Origin of the sequence: Bradyrhizobium sp. 172, from assembly GCF_023101065.1 — a bacterium.
Classification (GTDB): Bacteria; Pseudomonadota; Alphaproteobacteria; order Rhizobiales; family Xanthobacteraceae; genus Bradyrhizobium; species Bradyrhizobium canariense_D.
Genome location: NZ_CP064701.1, coordinates 1,806,935 through 1,822,052, shown reverse-complemented (window position 1 = coordinate 1,822,052; position 15,118 = coordinate 1,806,935). Strand labels below are relative to the sequence as shown.

The 15,118-nt window shown below is 64.1% G+C and carries 14 protein-coding genes and 1 pseudogene; 4 read left to right on the top strand and 11 right to left on the bottom strand.

Annotation, left to right across the window (positions count from 1 at the left end):
• Nucleotides 1–14: 14 nt before the first annotated feature.
• Together IVB07_RS08695 and IVB07_RS08690 are read right to left on the bottom strand one after the other, a co-directional pair.
• A complete protein-coding gene (locus IVB07_RS08695; RefSeq protein WP_018454007.1) occupies nt 15–731 on the bottom strand; it encodes an HAD family hydrolase in 717 nt (238 codons plus the stop codon).
• Nucleotides 732–767: 36 nt separating this feature from the next.
• Nucleotides 768–1,850, bottom strand: a complete 1,083-nt coding sequence (locus IVB07_RS08690; RefSeq protein WP_018454006.1) for an ABC transporter ATP-binding protein — start codon at nt 1,848–1,850, stop codon at nt 768–770.
• A gap of 210 nt (nt 1,851–2,060) precedes the next feature.
• On the opposite strand from IVB07_RS08690, the gene IVB07_RS08685 reads away from it, so the two are divergent.
• Nucleotides 2,061–2,999 (top strand): LysR family transcriptional regulator, encoded by a 939-nt coding sequence (locus tag IVB07_RS08685; protein WP_247767608.1) that lies wholly within the window; start codon nt 2,061–2,063, stop codon nt 2,997–2,999.
• A gap of 57 nt (nt 3,000–3,056) precedes the next feature.
• Here the strand turns inward: IVB07_RS08685 and IVB07_RS08680 are convergent, their stop codons facing one another.
• The 7 genes from IVB07_RS08680 to IVB07_RS08650 form a co-directional block, all read right to left on the bottom strand.
• A complete protein-coding gene (locus IVB07_RS08680; RefSeq protein ID WP_247370125.1) occupies nt 3,057–3,968 on the bottom strand; it encodes a lipase family protein in 912 nt (303 codons plus the stop codon).
• Nucleotides 3,969–4,231: 263 nt separating this feature from the next.
• Nucleotides 4,232–5,422, bottom strand: coding sequence for a mannonate dehydratase (uxuA, locus tag IVB07_RS08675; protein ID WP_247767607.1), 1,191 nt, complete (start codon nt 5,420–5,422; stop codon nt 4,232–4,234).
• Between the two features lie 15 nt (nt 5,423–5,437).
• A complete protein-coding gene (locus IVB07_RS08670) occupies nt 5,438–6,487 on the bottom strand; it encodes an L-idonate 5-dehydrogenase (RefSeq protein WP_085351940.1) in 1,050 nt (349 codons plus the stop codon).
• Nucleotides 6,484–7,890, bottom strand: a complete 1,407-nt coding sequence (locus IVB07_RS08665) for a TRAP transporter large permease (protein ID WP_018454001.1) — start codon at nt 7,888–7,890, stop codon at nt 6,484–6,486. The genes IVB07_RS08670 and IVB07_RS08665 overlap by 4 nt, the downstream gene beginning before the upstream one ends.
• Nucleotides 7,891–7,894: 4 nt before the next feature.
• A complete protein-coding gene (locus IVB07_RS08660) occupies nt 7,895–8,473 on the bottom strand; it encodes a TRAP transporter small permease (RefSeq protein ID WP_247767606.1) in 579 nt (192 codons plus the stop codon).
• Nucleotides 8,474–8,609: 136 nt separating this feature from the next.
• Nucleotides 8,610–9,569: a sialic acid TRAP transporter substrate-binding protein SiaP gene (locus tag IVB07_RS08655; protein WP_018453999.1), complete on the bottom strand. Its 960-nt coding sequence runs from the start codon at nt 9,567–9,569 to the stop codon at nt 8,610–8,612.
• A gap of 105 nt (nt 9,570–9,674) precedes the next feature.
• The gene (locus IVB07_RS08650) at nt 9,675–10,484 is read right to left on the bottom strand and encodes a FadR/GntR family transcriptional regulator (protein WP_026232647.1); all 810 of its coding nucleotides are present in this window, start codon (nt 10,482–10,484) and stop codon (nt 9,675–9,677) included.
• 145 nt (nt 10,485–10,629) lie between these two features.
• On the opposite strand from IVB07_RS08650, the gene IVB07_RS08645 reads away from it, so the two are divergent.
• A complete protein-coding gene (locus IVB07_RS08645) occupies nt 10,630–12,099 on the top strand; it encodes a mannitol dehydrogenase family protein (RefSeq protein ID WP_247767605.1) in 1,470 nt (489 codons plus the stop codon).
• 99 nt (nt 12,100–12,198) lie between these two features.
• The gene (locus IVB07_RS08640) at nt 12,199–12,606 is read left to right on the top strand and encodes a nuclear transport factor 2 family protein (protein ID WP_018453996.1); all 408 of its coding nucleotides are present in this window, start codon (nt 12,199–12,201) and stop codon (nt 12,604–12,606) included.
• Nucleotides 12,607–12,674: 68 nt separating this feature from the next.
• Here IVB07_RS08640 and IVB07_RS08635 read toward each other — a convergent pair whose 3' ends face one another.
• On the bottom strand, nt 12,675–13,391 hold the full coding sequence (locus tag IVB07_RS08635) for an HAD family hydrolase (RefSeq protein ID WP_247403022.1): 717 nt from the start codon (nt 13,389–13,391) through the stop codon (nt 12,675–12,677).
• 144 nt (nt 13,392–13,535) lie between these two features.
• Here IVB07_RS08635 and IVB07_RS08630 point away from each other — a divergent pair, with 144 nt between their 5' ends.
• On the top strand, nt 13,536–14,423 hold the full coding sequence (locus tag IVB07_RS08630; RefSeq protein WP_247370112.1) for an SDR family oxidoreductase: 888 nt from the start codon (nt 13,536–13,538) through the stop codon (nt 14,421–14,423).
• Here the strand turns inward: IVB07_RS08630 and IVB07_RS08625 are convergent.
• Nucleotides 14,398–14,833, bottom strand: a pseudogene (locus tag IVB07_RS08625) (dienelactone hydrolase family protein); the annotation flags it as partial. The gene IVB07_RS08630 and the pseudogene IVB07_RS08625 overlap by 26 nt on opposite strands.
• Between the last annotated feature and the right edge of the window lie 285 nt (nt 14,834–15,118).

Genomic DNA, 15,118 nt, shown 5'->3' with positions numbered 1-15,118 from the left:
CCACCGCTCATGCCTTACGCCGCCGGCCCGATGGCCGCATCGGCAAGCGCCTTCAACGTCGGAAAATGGAAGTCCGGCTTGGTCAGCGTCTCCACGGCCGGTGTGCCTCCGAAACCGGCCATGCCCTGGCGGCGCTCGATCCAGCACACCTTGTAGCCGAGTTTCCGCGCAATCCCGATGTCGTGATACTGGCTCTGCGCGACGTGAAGGATATCGGACTGCTTGTAGCCGAAAGCGGACTGGCGGCCCTTGTTGTAGGCGAAAAACTCCGGATCGGGTTTCGCAACGCCAGTCTCGTCGGCGCAAACGGTATCGTCGAAGGGATTGCCGAGCGCGTGCGCGTAACAGGACAGCGCGACGCGGTCGGCATTGGTCATCGCGACCAGGCGGAATTTGGTTCTCAGGCGCTTCAGAGCCTCGACCGAGTCTGGGAACGGTCCCCAGCGCAGCACCGCGAGCTGAAACACGTCGCAGGAGGCGTCATCGGCCTGCAGCCCGAGTTCCTTGGCAAGATAGCGATAGACATGGAACATCACCTCGCTCGAACGCTCGTGGTGCTTGTCGCGACCGCGCTTGTAGGATTCGAAGATCTTGTCGTCGCTGAGCTCGGCCGGCGACTTGCCCGAGATCCGGCGCACCGCGGAGAGCACGCCGGTCTCGAAATCGATCAAGGTGCCGACGACGTCGAAGGTGAGAACCTTGAAATTGCTGAACGAGGCTGCTGACGACATTTTTGGCTTCTTCTCTCGGTTGGACAAGGCTTGGGTTCAGTCCCTCACCCTGGGCACGACGATGGTGTCCTCGGGGTGAAGGGTCACGGTAAGGCTGCCGCCCAGCGGCGGGATGCGGCTGTAGGCCTGGTGATAGCTCGCCTGGCGCAGGCTGAGCACGATGCCATCGGCGAGCGCCAGGAAGATGCGCAGACTCTCGCCCTGATAGACGATGTCGGTGACCGTGCCGGTGAGCCGATTGCAGGCGGTGTCCGGCGCACCATCGTCGATCAGCAGTTTTTCGCTGTGCACGGCGAGCATCAGCGCGTCCCCGTCGGGAATGGCGCGGGCGCTGCGCAGAAGCACATTGCCGAGCGCAACGCCGGAGGCATCGACGCGTCGCACGGGAAGCATCGTGGCCTCGCCAATGAAACTCGCGACGAAGGAATCCGCGGGATGATCGTGCAGGCGCTCGGGCGCGTCGATCTGGATCAGCCTGCCGTCCTTCATCACGGCGACGCGATCGCTCATGGTCAGCGCTTCGCGCTGATCGTGGGTGACGTAGATGATGGTGGCGCCGATGCGCTTGTGCAGCGCGCGCAGCTCGATCTGCATGGATTCGCGCAGTTGCTTGTCGAGCGCGGACAGCGGTTCGTCCATCAGGATCAGCCGCGGCTCGAAGATCATGGCGCGTGCGAGCGCCACGCGCTGGCGCTGGCCGCCGGAGAGTTGCGCGATACCGCGCTCTTCGTAGCCGGCAAGACCGACCATCGAAAGCGCCGCGCGCACCTTATCCGGCCAGGCCGCCTTCGGCAGCCGTCGCGCGCGCAAGGGAAAGGCAACATTCTCGCCGACGCTCATATGCGGGAACAGCGCGTAGTTCTGGAACACGACGCCGATGTCGCGCTTGTGCGGCGGCATCCAGGTGACGTCGCGGCCGCCGAACAAGATCGTTCCGCTCGATGGCAGGATGAAGCCGCCGAGGATGCCGAGCAACGTCGTCTTGCCGGAGCCGGAGGGGCCGAGCAGGGAGACGAACTCGCCGGCGGCAACATTGAGGGACACGTCGTCGAGGGCGCGAACGGCACCATAGGCCTTGCTCGCGGATCTGATCTCGACGCTTTCCGCTCGTTTGTCCAACGATCGACCTCGCCATCTCCTGAGCCGGCGTGCTTCACTGCGCGCCATAAGCCTGCTTTATAGACAGGAATTTGAGCACTCCTGGTCGAAGCGTGCACCGCACCAACATCTTCGCTCGCAGGCCCTGTCTTTTGGCTATGACGCCAATGACACCAGACTTGGCAAAACTCGGCAATTGCCAAATTCTCACCTGGGTCATAACATGGTGTTATGCCAGAGCTGCGCCGGATGCTGCCCTCAAGTAACGCCCTGTTCGTCTTCGACGCAGCGGCGCGCAATGGCAGCTTCACGGCGGCGGCCGCCGAACTGAACGTCACCCAGCCTGCGGTGAGCCGGATGCTGGGTCAGTTCGAGGACTATCTCGGCGTCCGCCTGTTCGATCGCAAGGCGGGACGCGCGGTGCTCACGGAGGACGGCGAACTCTTGTATCGCCGCGTGCTCGAAGGCTTTCGCAGCATCGAAAGCGGGCTGGTCGAGATCGAGCGCCGCCGCAAGGGCACCGAGACGGTGACACCGTCGGTCTCCTCCGCCTTCACCACGCATTGGCTGATGCCGCGCATCGACAAGCTGCAGAAGCAATTTCCTCAGGTCGATTTGCGCTTTCAGCTGATCTCCGGCGCGCTGCGCGGACCGGTGGAGAATGTCGACCTCGGCATGCGCTTCCGCGATCGCGAGGAGCCGTCATCCGGCGGCACGCTGGTGATGAAGGAGGTCATGCTGCCGATGTGCAGCCCTGCCTATCTCGGCGAAACCGATCCCGCCGAAGGCAACACCATCATTCGGCTCGCCGAGACGCCGGGCGACTGGGCCGCGGATTACGCATCGCTTCTCACCGGGCGCCGCGGTGTGGCAAAGGCGCTGAGCTTCACGGACTATGCCGTCGTGATGCAGGCCGCCCTGCTCGGCCAGGGCATCGCGCTCGGCTGGCTGACGGTCGCCTCGCACTGGCTGTTGACCGGCGCGCTGGTGCCGGCCTCCGACACGCTCACCACCACACGCCGCATCTGCGAATTCCTGCCACCGCGCAACCGGCCGATGCGTCCCATCGCCGCCGAGATCCGCGACTGGATCACCGCGCAGATGAAAAGCGAGATCGCCGCGATCGACCGGCTCTATCCGAAGCTCGGCGCGATGGCGGCTTGCTACTAGAGCTTTTTCGGGCGAAGTGGACCGGTTCACGTGAAGAAAACGCATCAAAACCGGAGTCTAGGCGGGTGTCAGCGCGGCACAGTAACGATCGGGCAGGTGATCGCCGATCCCTGCCGGCAGCAGCACCGTGAGCCTGCCGACGACATCCGTCCGCGTGTTCTCGGATACGCCGCTGAGGAGATTGCGGACCTGCTCACCAATTCCAGCATTCGCCATTGGCTCATCCGAACCAACATTCGTCATGAGCTGGCTGGCGCTGAATTTGGCGCCGCGTGCACAGGCGAGATAACGGCCGACGTGATGAAAGCCAAGCCCGGGCGGAGGCACGGTCGGGACGATGTCGGTGCCGTGCACGAGACGATAGGTCGTCCTGCCGAGCGTACCGCTGTAGAGGGCGACGAAATCGTCGCGGCCCACGCGCGGACAACCGTAAAGATAGATCTGCGCATCCGCGAGCTGGAGCTGCTCCCGCGCCAAGTCCGCCGTTGCCACCGCGATCGCGGCGCCGAGGCTGTGCCCAGTGATGAAGATCGGTGATTTGCGCGCCAGCGCTGCCGCCAGTGCGCTCTTCACGTCGTCCCACACGGCCGCCGCCGCATCGACGAACCCCTGGTGCACGGGCGCCTTCGGTCGGCCAAGCGTGAAATCGCTGACCCAGTTCAGGAGATGAAGCGGGTCGGTGCCGGCGAATGCGACAATGGTTGCGTCGCCCTTGCTCGCGATGATCCCGCGCGTGTCGGTCAGCGGCAGCGTCGAATGCGCCGGCTGGCTCAGCAACTTGACGCCGGACAGATCCCAGAAAGGAGAGACCCTGTTGATCGTGTCCGGCACATGGGTCTCGTAGGCGAGTTGCGACATCCACATCATCGCGCGAGCGATGTCGAGATCAAAGCCGGTTGATGTCTCGTTGAATTTTGCAAATGCCCGTCGGTCATATTGATCGGGAGGAAGTTCGACCAGAATGCTCACATCAAGCTCCTAAATGGCTTATTGCTGCAATGCGTCGATCGAAATCGGAATGACGCTACCTTCGCATATGGCTGGAATTTTGACAATCTGTGCGCGTGCCCGTGACGTATTCTGCCTTTGCGCCTAAGGGGACAAGGTTGAGACGAGGCACCTCTCCCTCCGCGTCATTGCGAGCGTCGCGAAGCAATCCAGAGTCCTTCCGCGGAGGAATTCTGGTTTGGTTCGCTACGCTCGCAATGACGGTATGGATAAAGTTTTGGCCTCTATCGATGCTCGATCGCGCGGATCGCGCCGCGGAGCTCGGCCAGGCCGCGGAGGCGGCCAATCGCGGTGTAGCCCGGATTGGTGCGCTTGGTGGCCGCGAGATCGTCGAGCATGCGATGGCCGTGGTCGGGCCGGAACACAATTTTCTGGCCGGGCGAACGCCGCGCGTTCTCCTTCAGCAGCGCCTTCAGCACCGAGACCATGTCGACGTCACCGTCGAGATGATCGGACTCGTAGAAGGACAGGCCATCCGCCTCGCGCTTGGTCGCGCGCAGATGCGCAAAGGCAATGCGCGAGCCGAAGCGTTCGGCCATCGCGGGAAGATTGTTCTCGGCGCGCACGCCAAGCGACCCCGTGCACAGGCAGATACCATTCGCCTTTGACGGCACCGCATCGAACAACGCCTGATAGTCATCGGCGCTGGACGCGACGCGCGGCAGACCGAACAGCGGGCGCGGCGGGTCGTCCGGATGCAGCGTCAATGAGACCCCGAGCTGCTCGGCGACGGGGGTGACGCGGCCCAAAAACTCGGCGAGATGCTGCCGCAGGATTTTTGGCGTGACGTCGCGATATGTTTCGAGCCGATCGCGGAATTGCGGGATGGTCATCGGCTCGGTGGTCGAGCCCGGCAGCGCGCTGGCGATGACCATGACGAGATAGTCGATATCTGCCTGGCTCATCTGCTCGAACAGTTTTTTCGCGCGGGCCTGCTGCTCGGGCGAGTATTCCTGGACGGCGGCGGGACGCTTCAGGATGTGCAGCTCGAAGGCCGCGAAACGGTCTTGATCGAAGCGCATGGCGCGGGCGCCGTTCGGCAGCTCCCATTCGAGATCGGTGCGGCACCAATCCACGACGGGCATGAAGTTGTAGCAGATGATCTTGATGCCGGCCGCGGCAACCGCCTCCAGGCTGGCGATCCATGTCTCGATCGAGCGCGTCGCTTTAGCCCCGAGACGCTTGACGTCGTCGGGGATCGGAATCGATTCCACCACCGACCAGGTCAGCCGCGAGCGCCCGGGTTGGCCGCTCTCGATGAAGTTCTTGCGCTCCTCGACCACCTTGCGTGTCCAGGCTTCGCCGATCGGCACCTGATGCAGCGCCGAGACGATGTCGCTCGCGCCGGCCTGCCTGACATCATCCAGCGAGACCGGATCGTCCGGCCCATACCAGCGCCATCCCTCGAGCATCATAGGAATTCTCCCGGATCAGTTCGCGGTCAGCACGACCTTCACGCTCTGCGAGCGGTCGAGCGCCAGCCGCAGCGCGTCCGGCGCGGTGGACAGCGGCCGCTCGGCGGTGACCAGCGACAGCACGTCGACGCTGCCGTCCGCGATCAGCTCCACCGCCGTCATGAACTCGAGCCCGAAGCGGAACGAGCCGCGCAGGTCGATCTCCTTGGCCATCACCGCATTGGCCGGCACCGGAATCTGGCCACCCGGCAAATTGCCGATCTGCACCACAACGCCGCCGCGCCTGACGATACCGATCGCACTGGCAAGGCCTGCAGCCGTGCCCGAGACTTCGAAAGCGACATCGTAGGGGCGCGAGGCGGCCTGCGCCTTCAGGCCTTCCTCGCCGGCTGCGACATTCTCGACGTGAGAGGCGCCGAGCCGGGTCGCAAAGGCCAGCGGCGCCGGCGCGATGTCGGCCACCGTGATGTCGGTCATGCCGGCGCGGCGCGCGGCGAGCATGGTCAGAAGCCCGATTGGACCGGCGCCGAAGATGATGCCGCGCTTGCCATCGATGTTGCCGGCACGCGCGACGGCGTGCAGGCAGACCGCGAGCGGTTCGGCGAGCGCCGCGGCCTGATAGGACACATGATCGGGAATCTTCACGCACTGTGCCGGGATCGCGTCGAAATAGTTGGCAAAGCCGCCCTGCATGTGCGGTGTCTTCGAGGCCGAGCCCATGAAGTAGATATTCTCGCAGAGGTTTTGCCGGCCTTCGCGGCAAGCGACGCAATGGCCGCACCAGCGCGACGGGTTGACGGCGACACGGTCGCCGAGCTTCAGGTTCGCCGCGGAGCCCGCGATCTCCACGACCTCGCCGGAGATCTCGTGACCGAGCACCAGCGGCGATTTCACGACGAAATCGCCGGTGCGGGCATGGCGGAAATAATGCATGTCCGAGCCGCAAATGCCGCCGGCGCCGAAACGGAGGCGCACCATGCCTTCAGCGAGCTTGTCGAGCGGATGCTCGACCATGCGCAGATCTTCGGGGCCAAACAGGGTTGCGGCGAGAGCAGTTGAAGTCATTTGGAAAGTCCCATGTATTTCGGCAGCCAGAGGGTCAGTTCGGGGATGTAGGTGATTGCGATCAGCGCAACCATCAGCGGCACCAGCCACGGCAGGATCGCCACCGTCGTGCGCTCGACCGAGAGCTTTGCGACGCGCGCGAGCACGAACAACACCATGCCGAGCGGCGGATGCAGCAGACCGATCATCAGGTTCAGCGTCATGATCAGACCGAAATGGATCGGGTCGATGCCGAGCTTGAGCACGATCGGCAACAGGATCGGCACCAGAATGGTGATCGCCGCCGTGGTGTCGATGAAGCAGCCGACGAACAGGATCAGGACGTTGGCGAGCGCCAGGAACACCCATTTGTTGTGGGTGATGCTGAGCATCCAGTCCGACAGCATCTGGGCTGCCTGCGACACCGTCAGCAGCCAGGCGAAGATCGAGGCTGCCGTGACGATGAACAGCACCGAAGCCGTGGTCTCGATGGTGTCGAAAGTCGCTTTCGCGACCGTTTTCATCGTCATGGTGCGGTAGCGTACCAGGCCGAGGAACAGCGACCAGATCACGGCGGCGACCGCGGCTTCCGTTGGGGTGAACCAGCCGAGCGTCATGCCGCCGATCAGGATCACCGGCGCCATCAGCGCCATCACCGCGGAGAAGTCGAAGTACCAGTCGATCGCGAGCAGCGCGAACAGGCCGAGACCAACTGCCCAATTGGTGGAGAGACCGGCGACCGTCAGAAGCCAGACAGCCATCGGGAAGCTCAATACGACGAGGATCTCGAGCCCCGCCGATCCCAATTGCGGCCAGGAGAACGGCGTATCGCTGCCCCATTTGTTCTTGTGCGCGAAGTAGGTGACGGTGGCCATCATCAGGAGCGTCAGCACGACGCCTGGAATGACGCCCCCCAGAAACAGCGCGCCGATCGAGACGTTGGCCATCATGCCGTAGATCACGAAAGGCAGCGACGGCGGGATGATCGGCCCGAGCGTGGCGGAGGCCGCGGTGACGCCCACGGAGAATTCCGTGGAGTAGCCGTGGTCCTTCATCGCCTTGATCTCGATGGTACCGAGACCGGCGGCATCCGCGATCGCGGTGCCAGACATGCCGGAGAAGATCACCGAGCCAATGATATTGACGTGGCCGAGGCCGCCGCGCATCCAGCCGACCAGCGCGACGGCGAATTTATAGATGCGCCCGGTGACGCCGGCGATGTTCATCAGATTGCCGGCCAGGATGAAGAACGGCACGGCGAGCAGCGGAAAGCTCTCGATACCGGCGATCATGCGCTGCGCCAGCGTGACGTCGGGCGTCACGCCGCTGACCAGGATGTAGAGCAGCGACGACGCCGCCATGGCGATGGCCACGGGAACGCCGAGCAGCATGAGGATGAGGAAGCCTCCAAGCAACAGCAACATGGAATTACCCTTCAAAGCCGTCGTAGGCGCCGGGACGTTCGAGGATCGAGTAGCCCTGCCGCAAATGTTGTATGGCCACTTGCACCGAGCGGACGAACATCAGCACGAAGCCCGCCAGCACGGCGTAATAGACGTAGTCCTTGGGAAGATTGATGGTGGTCATGGATTCGTCGCCGATGATCTGGATGTAGACCCAGACCAGCTTGATGGCGTAACCGAAGAAGACGATCCGGATCAGATCGATCACTGTCGAGAATGCGCGCGCCACAAGGTGCGGAAGATAGCGATAGAGCAGGTCGACCTGGATGTGCCGCGACAGCCGCACGCACATCGAGGAGCCGATGAAGACCACGCCGATCAGGCAGTAGGTCGCGATCTCCTCGGTCCAGGCGTAGCTGTCGTTGAGGACGTAACGGGTGAAGAACTGGAGGAAGACGGCGAGCGCCATCACCCAGAAGATCGCCAGCGCGACCCAGTCCTCAAAAGCGTAGATGCCGAGATCGACCTTGGGCGTCGCCTCTTCCTCGAAGGTGTGGGCGATCTCGTCCGCGGTGATCTGCCGGTGCGTTTCGGCGGTGGACATGGGTGTGCTCCTCAAACTGATCACGTCGTTCCGGGATGGTGCGTCAGCACCAGACCCGGAACCGCGAGATTTTCAGGTGCGCAATTGCACACCGTAGTTCGGTCCAGCGGACCGCCCCGGGATGGCGACTACGTCATTACTTCACCGCCTGAATGCGTTCCCAGTCGGCCTTGCGGTAGCCGAAGGTCTCGAACGCGACGTTCTTCAGCACGGTGTCGCGGAACTCGCTCTTGTCGACCTCGGTGACGGTCAGGCCCTTCTCCTTGAAGAAGGCGACCAGCTTGGCCTCGTTCTGCTTGATCTCCGCGGTCGCCTTGGCGGCGGCCTCCTGCGCGACGTCGGTGAAGGTCTTCTTGTCCTCGTCGCTGAGCTTCTTCCAAAGCGCACCGGCCACCACCGTGTTGAGATGGTCGACGATGTGGCCGGTCAGCACGATGTGCTTCTGCACCTCGTAGAACTTCTTGGCCTCGATCGTGGTGAGCGGATTCTCCTGGGCTTCGACGGTACCGTTCTGGAGCGCCAGATAGACTTCGGCGAACGCGATCGGCGCGGTGTTGGCGCCGCAGGCGCGCGGCATGGCGAGATAGGCGGGCACATCGGGCACGCGCATCTTCAGACCCTTGAGGTCGGCACAGGTCTTGATCGGCTTGTTCGACGAGGTCTGGCGCACGCCGTAATAGGTCACCGCGACGATGTGGTGGCCGCTCTTGTCCTCATAACCCTTGGTGAGCTCCTTGAAGATGTCGCTCTTGGTGTAGGCGAGCAGATGATCGGCATCGCGGAAGGTGTAGGGATAATAGGTCACGCCGATCGGCGGAAAGCTCTTGGCCGCGAAGCTCGAGCCGGAGATGATGATGTCGACCGAACCGAGCGAAAGGCCCTGGTTGATGTCGGCCTCCTTGCCGAGCTGCGACGCTGGATAGACGTCGATCGCATAGCGCCCGTTGGTGCGCTTGCCGATCTCCTGCGCGGCCCAGACCGAAGCAGTGTGGAAGGGCTCCGAGGTCTCGTAGACATGGGCCCATTTGAGCTTGGTCTGCGCCATGCCGGCGCCAGCCGTAGCAATCATCGCCGCGGCCGAGACCGCCAGCACCATTGTCATCTTTTTCAACACTGACTTTTCCTCCATTTTTCAAGTCTGCTTCTTTTAAATCCGCTTCTTGTCCGCCCGCCCCCAAACGCGGGTGCGGGCCGCACGATCTCATCGCGGTCGCGCGCTGCTGCTCGCAGCTCGCTTCTTCTTCGGCGCACGTTCCGGTTTTGTCGGTTTTGCCGTCGATCGCGCCGCGCGCCCGGAGGACGGTCCTGCCGCGCTCTCGGCTCCGAAGTTCTGCGCAAAGCGCTCCTGGGATCTCGCGAGATGATCGCGCATGGCTTCGCGCGCGGCCCCGGAATCATGCGCCGCGATCGCGTCGCGCACCGCGCGATGCTCGTCGAGTGCAGTGCGCCACGTGCCCGGGCTCTCGAAATAATGCGCAAGCTGCGCGAAATAGGGATTGAGGCGCTGGTCGAACAACTCGCCGACCACGCGCACCAGAACGGCATTGCCGAGGCTTCCGGCGATCGCGACGTGGAAGGCGCGGTCGTGGACCATCGAGGCTTCGCCGGGGTGTTCTACATTCTCCATCGCGACAAGGGACGCATCGATGCGGGCAAGGTCGTCCTTCGTCGCCACGCGCGCGGCTTCTTCGGCGATGGCGCTTTCCAGGAACTCGCGGGCACGCAACAGCTCGAACGGGCCCTCGATGACGGAAGCAGGCGCGGTCGCCGCAACCGCCGCAGGCTCGATCACATAGATGCCGGAACCGACGCGGATACGAAGGCGGCCCTCGACTTCGAGCGCGATCAGGGCTTCGCGCACCGTCGGCCTGGATATCTTGAGCTGCTCGGCGAGTTCGCGCTCGGTCGGCAAGCGGCTGCCGACCGCGTACTCACCGCTGTCGATCAGGCTTCGCAATTGATCGGCGACTTGGCGATAAAGCCGTCTCGCCTCCACAGCTTCCAGCGGCACGCTGGTCCTCCCGAAAGGGTCATGCCGGCAGCTCTCGCTGCCCGCGGCCCGCCAATTTTGGAAAATTGGTCTTACCAATTGACCGCAAGCATTGACCGAGGACGGGCGCCATGTCAAGCAGCGGCCAAACAAGGGGAGAGACGACATGCGCCTCGGCCGCGCCAATCTCGACCGGCTGCCACCCGGCATCCGCCGCCCGGCCTACAACCGTTCGCGCGTCACCTCTGGCATCGTGCATCTCGGCCTTGGCGCGTTTCATCGCGCCCACCAGGCCGTCGTCATCGACGATTGTCTTGGCGCCGGCGCGACGTCGTGGGGCATCGTCGGCGCGAGCTTGCGCAGCCCTGATACACGCGATGCCCTCGCCCCGCAGGATCATCTCTATACGGTTGCCATCCGTGCAGCCGAAGGCACCGAACACCGCATCATCGGTGCGCTGCTCGACAGCGTGGTCGCGCGCGAAAGCCCGGCACGATTGGTCGAGCGAATGGCCGATCCCGCCATTCGCATCGTCTCCCTCACCGTCACCGAGAAGGGCTATTGCCACACGCCGCAGACCGGCGATCTCGACGAACGGCATCCTGATGTCGTGCACGACCTCAACAATTTCGACGCGCCGCGCTCGGCTCCCGGCTTCATCGTCGCCGCGCTGGCGCGCCGGCGGGCGCTGGGCGCCCTGCCCTTTACCGTGCTGAGCTGCGACAACCTCGCCGCCAACGGCCACACCGTACAGCGGATCGTGACGCAATTCGCCGCGCTGCGCTCGAAGGATCTCGGCAAGTGGATCGCGGATACGGTGGCCTTCCCCTCGACCATGGTCGACCGGATCGTGCCGGAGACGACGGATAGTGACCGCGATGCGGTTTCATCGGCGCTCGGTTTACGCGATGCATGGCCCGTCATGACCGAGCCCTTCACGCAATGGGTGGTCGAGGATCGCTTTACGGCCGGCCGGCCCGATCTTGCCGCCGCGGGCGTCGAACTGGTGAACGACGTCAAGCCGTTCGAGCTGATGAAGCTGCGGCTGCTCAACGCCAGCCATTCGGCGCTGGCCTATCTCGGCTATCTCGCAGGCTACGAGACCATCGCCGACACCATGCTGGATCCGCATTTCGCGCGCCTCGCCGCGCAGGTGATGGAAGAGGCCGCGGTGACATTGACGATGCCATCAGGCGCAGATCTGGCCGCCTATCGCGCCGCACTGCTCAAGCGCTTCGCCAATCCGGCACTGCATCACCGCACCTGGCAGATCGCGATGGACGGCTCGCAAAAGCTGCCGCAGCGCCTGCTCGGCGCGATCCAGGATCGTCTCGCCAGGAACCTGCCGATCGCGACGCATGCGCTCGCGGTGGCCGGCTGGATGCGCTACGTCAGCGGCCTTGACGAGAAGGGCCGCACCATCGACGTGCGCGATCCGCTCGCAGCCGAGTTCGCCGGCTTGGCGCGCGAGGCAGGTCCCGTCGCCGAACGATTGGCACCCGCGCTGCTCGGCGTCGGAAAAGTGTTCGGGCCCTTGGGCGCCGAGCCGCGCCTGCGCGAAGCCGTGACCGCTGCGCTCGGCCGGCTCTACAAGGATGGCGCGCGGCGTGCGGTGGAGATTCTGGTCTCGGCGTGACCACAAAACGGGCAGCGATGCTGCATTGCGGTCCAGATCGACGGAAAGTCGACGGAAGTCTTGCTTGATTTTTGCCTGTCATTGCCCCACCCGAGAGGCATGGCAAAGGACAGCAAGGTGATCGCCGCGAACGCAGCGTTCTACGCCGCCTTTTCGACCGGCGATTTCGACGAAATGGAGCGGATGTGGGCGGACGATGACGCCATTTCCTGCATTCATCCCGGCTGGCCGGCCATCATCGGCCGGGCCACGGTGATCGGAAGCTGGCGCGACATCCTGCAGAGTCCGGAGCGGCCGCAGATCGTCTGCGCGGAACCGCAGGCCATCGTCGATGGCGACAGCGCGCGCGTGCTCTGCATCGAGATCGTCGACGGCACGGCATTGGCTGCGGCCAACCACTTTCGGCGCGTCGGCGACGACTGGCGCCTGGTGCACCACCAGTCCAGCCCGATCGCGCAGATTGTCGAGCAAGCTGAGGACGATAGAGCGAGCCACCGCGTCCATTGAGGGCGCCCGGCCCGCAGGCACATTCTACTGTGCATAGGGTTGTTTTTCAGTTTTTTTGTTTTGCCGCCTCACCCGAGCCCCGACAGATCATCCAGCACGACCCGCGCCTGGCTAAAATCGTCGTCCCGGAAGAACATGCTTCTGGTGATGAGCACGGGAATGTTCGCCCGCGAAGCTGCGGTCAGGCCGTTAGCGGAATCCTCGATCGCGACGCAGTCGGACGCGTTGAGCTTCAGCCGCGCCAGGGTCTCGACATAGACATCCGGCGCAGGCTTTTTGTGCTGCACGTCATCCCCGGCGACGATCGCATCAAAATCCGCGGCCCAGCCCTTTCCCAGGGCGCGCGACAGCAGCGCGTCGATGTTGGCGTGCGACGTGGTCGTCGCGATCGCGAGCCGCTGGCGGCGCGCCTTGGCAGCGACGAGGAGATCCGTCACCCCGGGCCGTAAGGGGCAGCAGCCGGTTTGGACCAGTTCGGCATAATGCGCGGTCTTGATGCGGTGGAGTTCCGCGATGTCCACATCCGATAATGGCGCGGCGATCCTCAGCCTTTCATGGTGGGCGCGAATGCGTTCCTTGCCGCCCGTGACCCGCAGCAGGTCCTTGTAGACGGCCCGATCCCATTGCCAATCGAGACCGTGGCGGGCGAAGGCATGGTTGAAGGCTTGCCGATGCAGCTCTTCGGTCTCAGCCAAGGTGCCGTCGACGTCGAAGATCAGCGCGGCGGCGCGGCGGACTAGCTCAGCCGCGTCAGATAGCATGATGGCTGGCGCTTCTGCCTGCATGATCGATGCGTCCCTCCGGTGAGCGACCATCGCCTGCACAGGCGGGCGAGACAAATTGCAATATCTTTTGCCGGACCCAAAAATCTCTTATGAGCGGAGGCGCGCTGCGGCGCGAACGGGAACTCCGACCTGCAAGGAAGATGTATGCGGCTCTTTATCCTTGGCCTCGGCTACAGTGCGCGGCACTTCGTCCGCCTGTTCGGTGGCCGCTTCTCGCATATCGCCGGCACGGTGCGCGATCCCGCGCAGCGGGGCGCTCTCGCCGGCGTCGAGGTGCATGCTTTCTCCGGCAGCAGTCCGGCACGCGAGACGATCGAACGCATGAGGGACGCGGATGTCCTTCTCGTTTCGATCCCGCCCGGCAGTGCCGGCGATCCCGCAATCGCGGCCTTCTCCGGCCTGCTGGCGGCGGGCGGCGACCGCAAGATCGTCTATTTGTCCACGATCGGCGTATATGGTGATCACGCCGGCGGCTGGGTCGACGAGAGCACGCCGCCGAAGGCGGACCTCGACCGGACGCGCATGCGGGTCGCGGCGGAACAGGCATGGACCGACACGACCGGTGGCGACGCCGCGATCCTGCGGCTTGCGGGTATCTATGGCCCCGGCCGTAACGCGCTGGTGACGCTGCGCGCTGGAACGGCGCGGCGCATCATCAAGCCGGGACAGGTGTTCAACCGCATCCACGTCGACGACATCGCGAGCGCGATCATGGCTGCGATTCATCACCCGAGCGGCGGCACGTGGAACGTCTGCGACGACGAGCCGGCGCCGCCGCAGGAGGTGATCGCTTACGCGGCGAAGCTGATGAATGTTGCACCGCCGCCGGAAGAGCCGTTCGAGACCGCCGAGATGTCGGCGATGGCCCGCAGCTTCTATGCGAGCAGCGCCCGCGTCTCCAACGCGAAAATGAAGTGCGAGCTCGGCGTCACGCTTGCTTATCCGACCTACCGCCACGCCCTGGATGCGTTGTGGCAAGCGGGGGAAGGAGGATCAGGATCAAGCGTCAGCTCAACACGCCATACTTCTTGAACCAGGCCTGGGCCTGCTTCCAGGCATCTTCTGCTGCGTCCTTGCGATAGCTGCCGCGGTAGTCGGCATGGAAGCCATGCGGCGCTTCCGGATAGATCTTGAAACTCGGCCGTCTTCTTGTTCTGCTCCAAGGCTGTCTTGAGCTGCTCGACCTGGGCGACGGGAATGCCGGTATCGGCGCCGCCATAGAGGCCGAGCACCGGTGCCTTCATCTCGGGCGCGAGCTGCATCGGGCTCTTCGGCCACGGCCGATTGGCTGGATCGACCGGCGGACCGTAGAAGGCGACGCCGGCCTTGAGGCTGCCCCTGTGAGCGGCATATTCCCAGACGGTGCGTCCGCCGCGGCAGAAGCCGATGATGCCGAGCTTACCGGTGTCGCCGCCTTGCGATCCCGCCCACGCCACCGTCGCGGAATACTGGATCGCCCGGTCAAGCCGGGCGATGACAGGGAGTGTGTAGCCGTAGACACGCCTTCGCGTCCTCGCGGCGTTTCGCCCGAGCTTTGCCTGGTCATTCCACCCTCAAAGCCAAGAGGGCGCAGGGAAGACCGGGTGCCGGCTGGCACCCGCGGTCCGCTGCGCGAAAATGTAGCGCAAGGAAACCGGACAGCAGCATACAGGTGTAGCCAATCACTCGGCCTTCCCTGCGCGATGGTTGGACGGCTTATGCCGTGCTCTCCCGGGAGCCGAGTTCGT

Coding starts and splice junctions, on each gene's coding strand:
- IVB07_RS08685 (WP_247767608.1), top strand. CDS start 2,061: ATGCCAGAGCTGCGCCGGATGCTGCCCTCAAGTAACGCCCTGTTCGTC.
- IVB07_RS08660 (WP_247767606.1), bottom strand. CDS start 8,473: ATGTCCACCGCCGAAACGCACCGGCAGATCACCGCGGACGAGATCGCC.
- IVB07_RS08670 (WP_085351940.1), bottom strand. CDS start 6,487: ATGACTTCAACTGCTCTCGCCGCAACCCTGTTTGGCCCCGAAGATCTG.
- IVB07_RS08640 (WP_018453996.1), top strand. CDS start 12,199: ATGGCAAAGGACAGCAAGGTGATCGCCGCGAACGCAGCGTTCTACGCC.
- uxuA (WP_247767607.1), bottom strand. CDS start 5,422: ATGATGCTCGAGGGATGGCGCTGGTATGGGCCGGACGATCCGGTCTCG.
- IVB07_RS08655 (WP_018453999.1), bottom strand. CDS start 9,569: ATGGTGCTGGCGGTCTCGGCCGCGGCGATGATTGCTACGGCTGGCGCC.
- IVB07_RS08635 (WP_247403022.1), bottom strand. CDS start 13,391: ATGCAGGCAGAAGCGCCAGCCATCATGCTATCTGACGCGGCTGAGCTA.
- IVB07_RS08695 (WP_018454007.1), bottom strand. CDS start 731: ATGTCGTCAGCAGCCTCGTTCAGCAATTTCAAGGTTCTCACCTTCGAC.
- IVB07_RS08645 (WP_247767605.1), top strand. CDS start 10,630: ATGCGCCTCGGCCGCGCCAATCTCGACCGGCTGCCACCCGGCATCCGC.
- IVB07_RS08665 (WP_018454001.1), bottom strand. CDS start 7,890: ATGTTGCTGTTGCTTGGAGGCTTCCTCATCCTCATGCTGCTCGGCGTT.
- IVB07_RS08630 (WP_247370112.1), top strand. CDS start 13,536: ATGCGGCTCTTTATCCTTGGCCTCGGCTACAGTGCGCGGCACTTCGTC.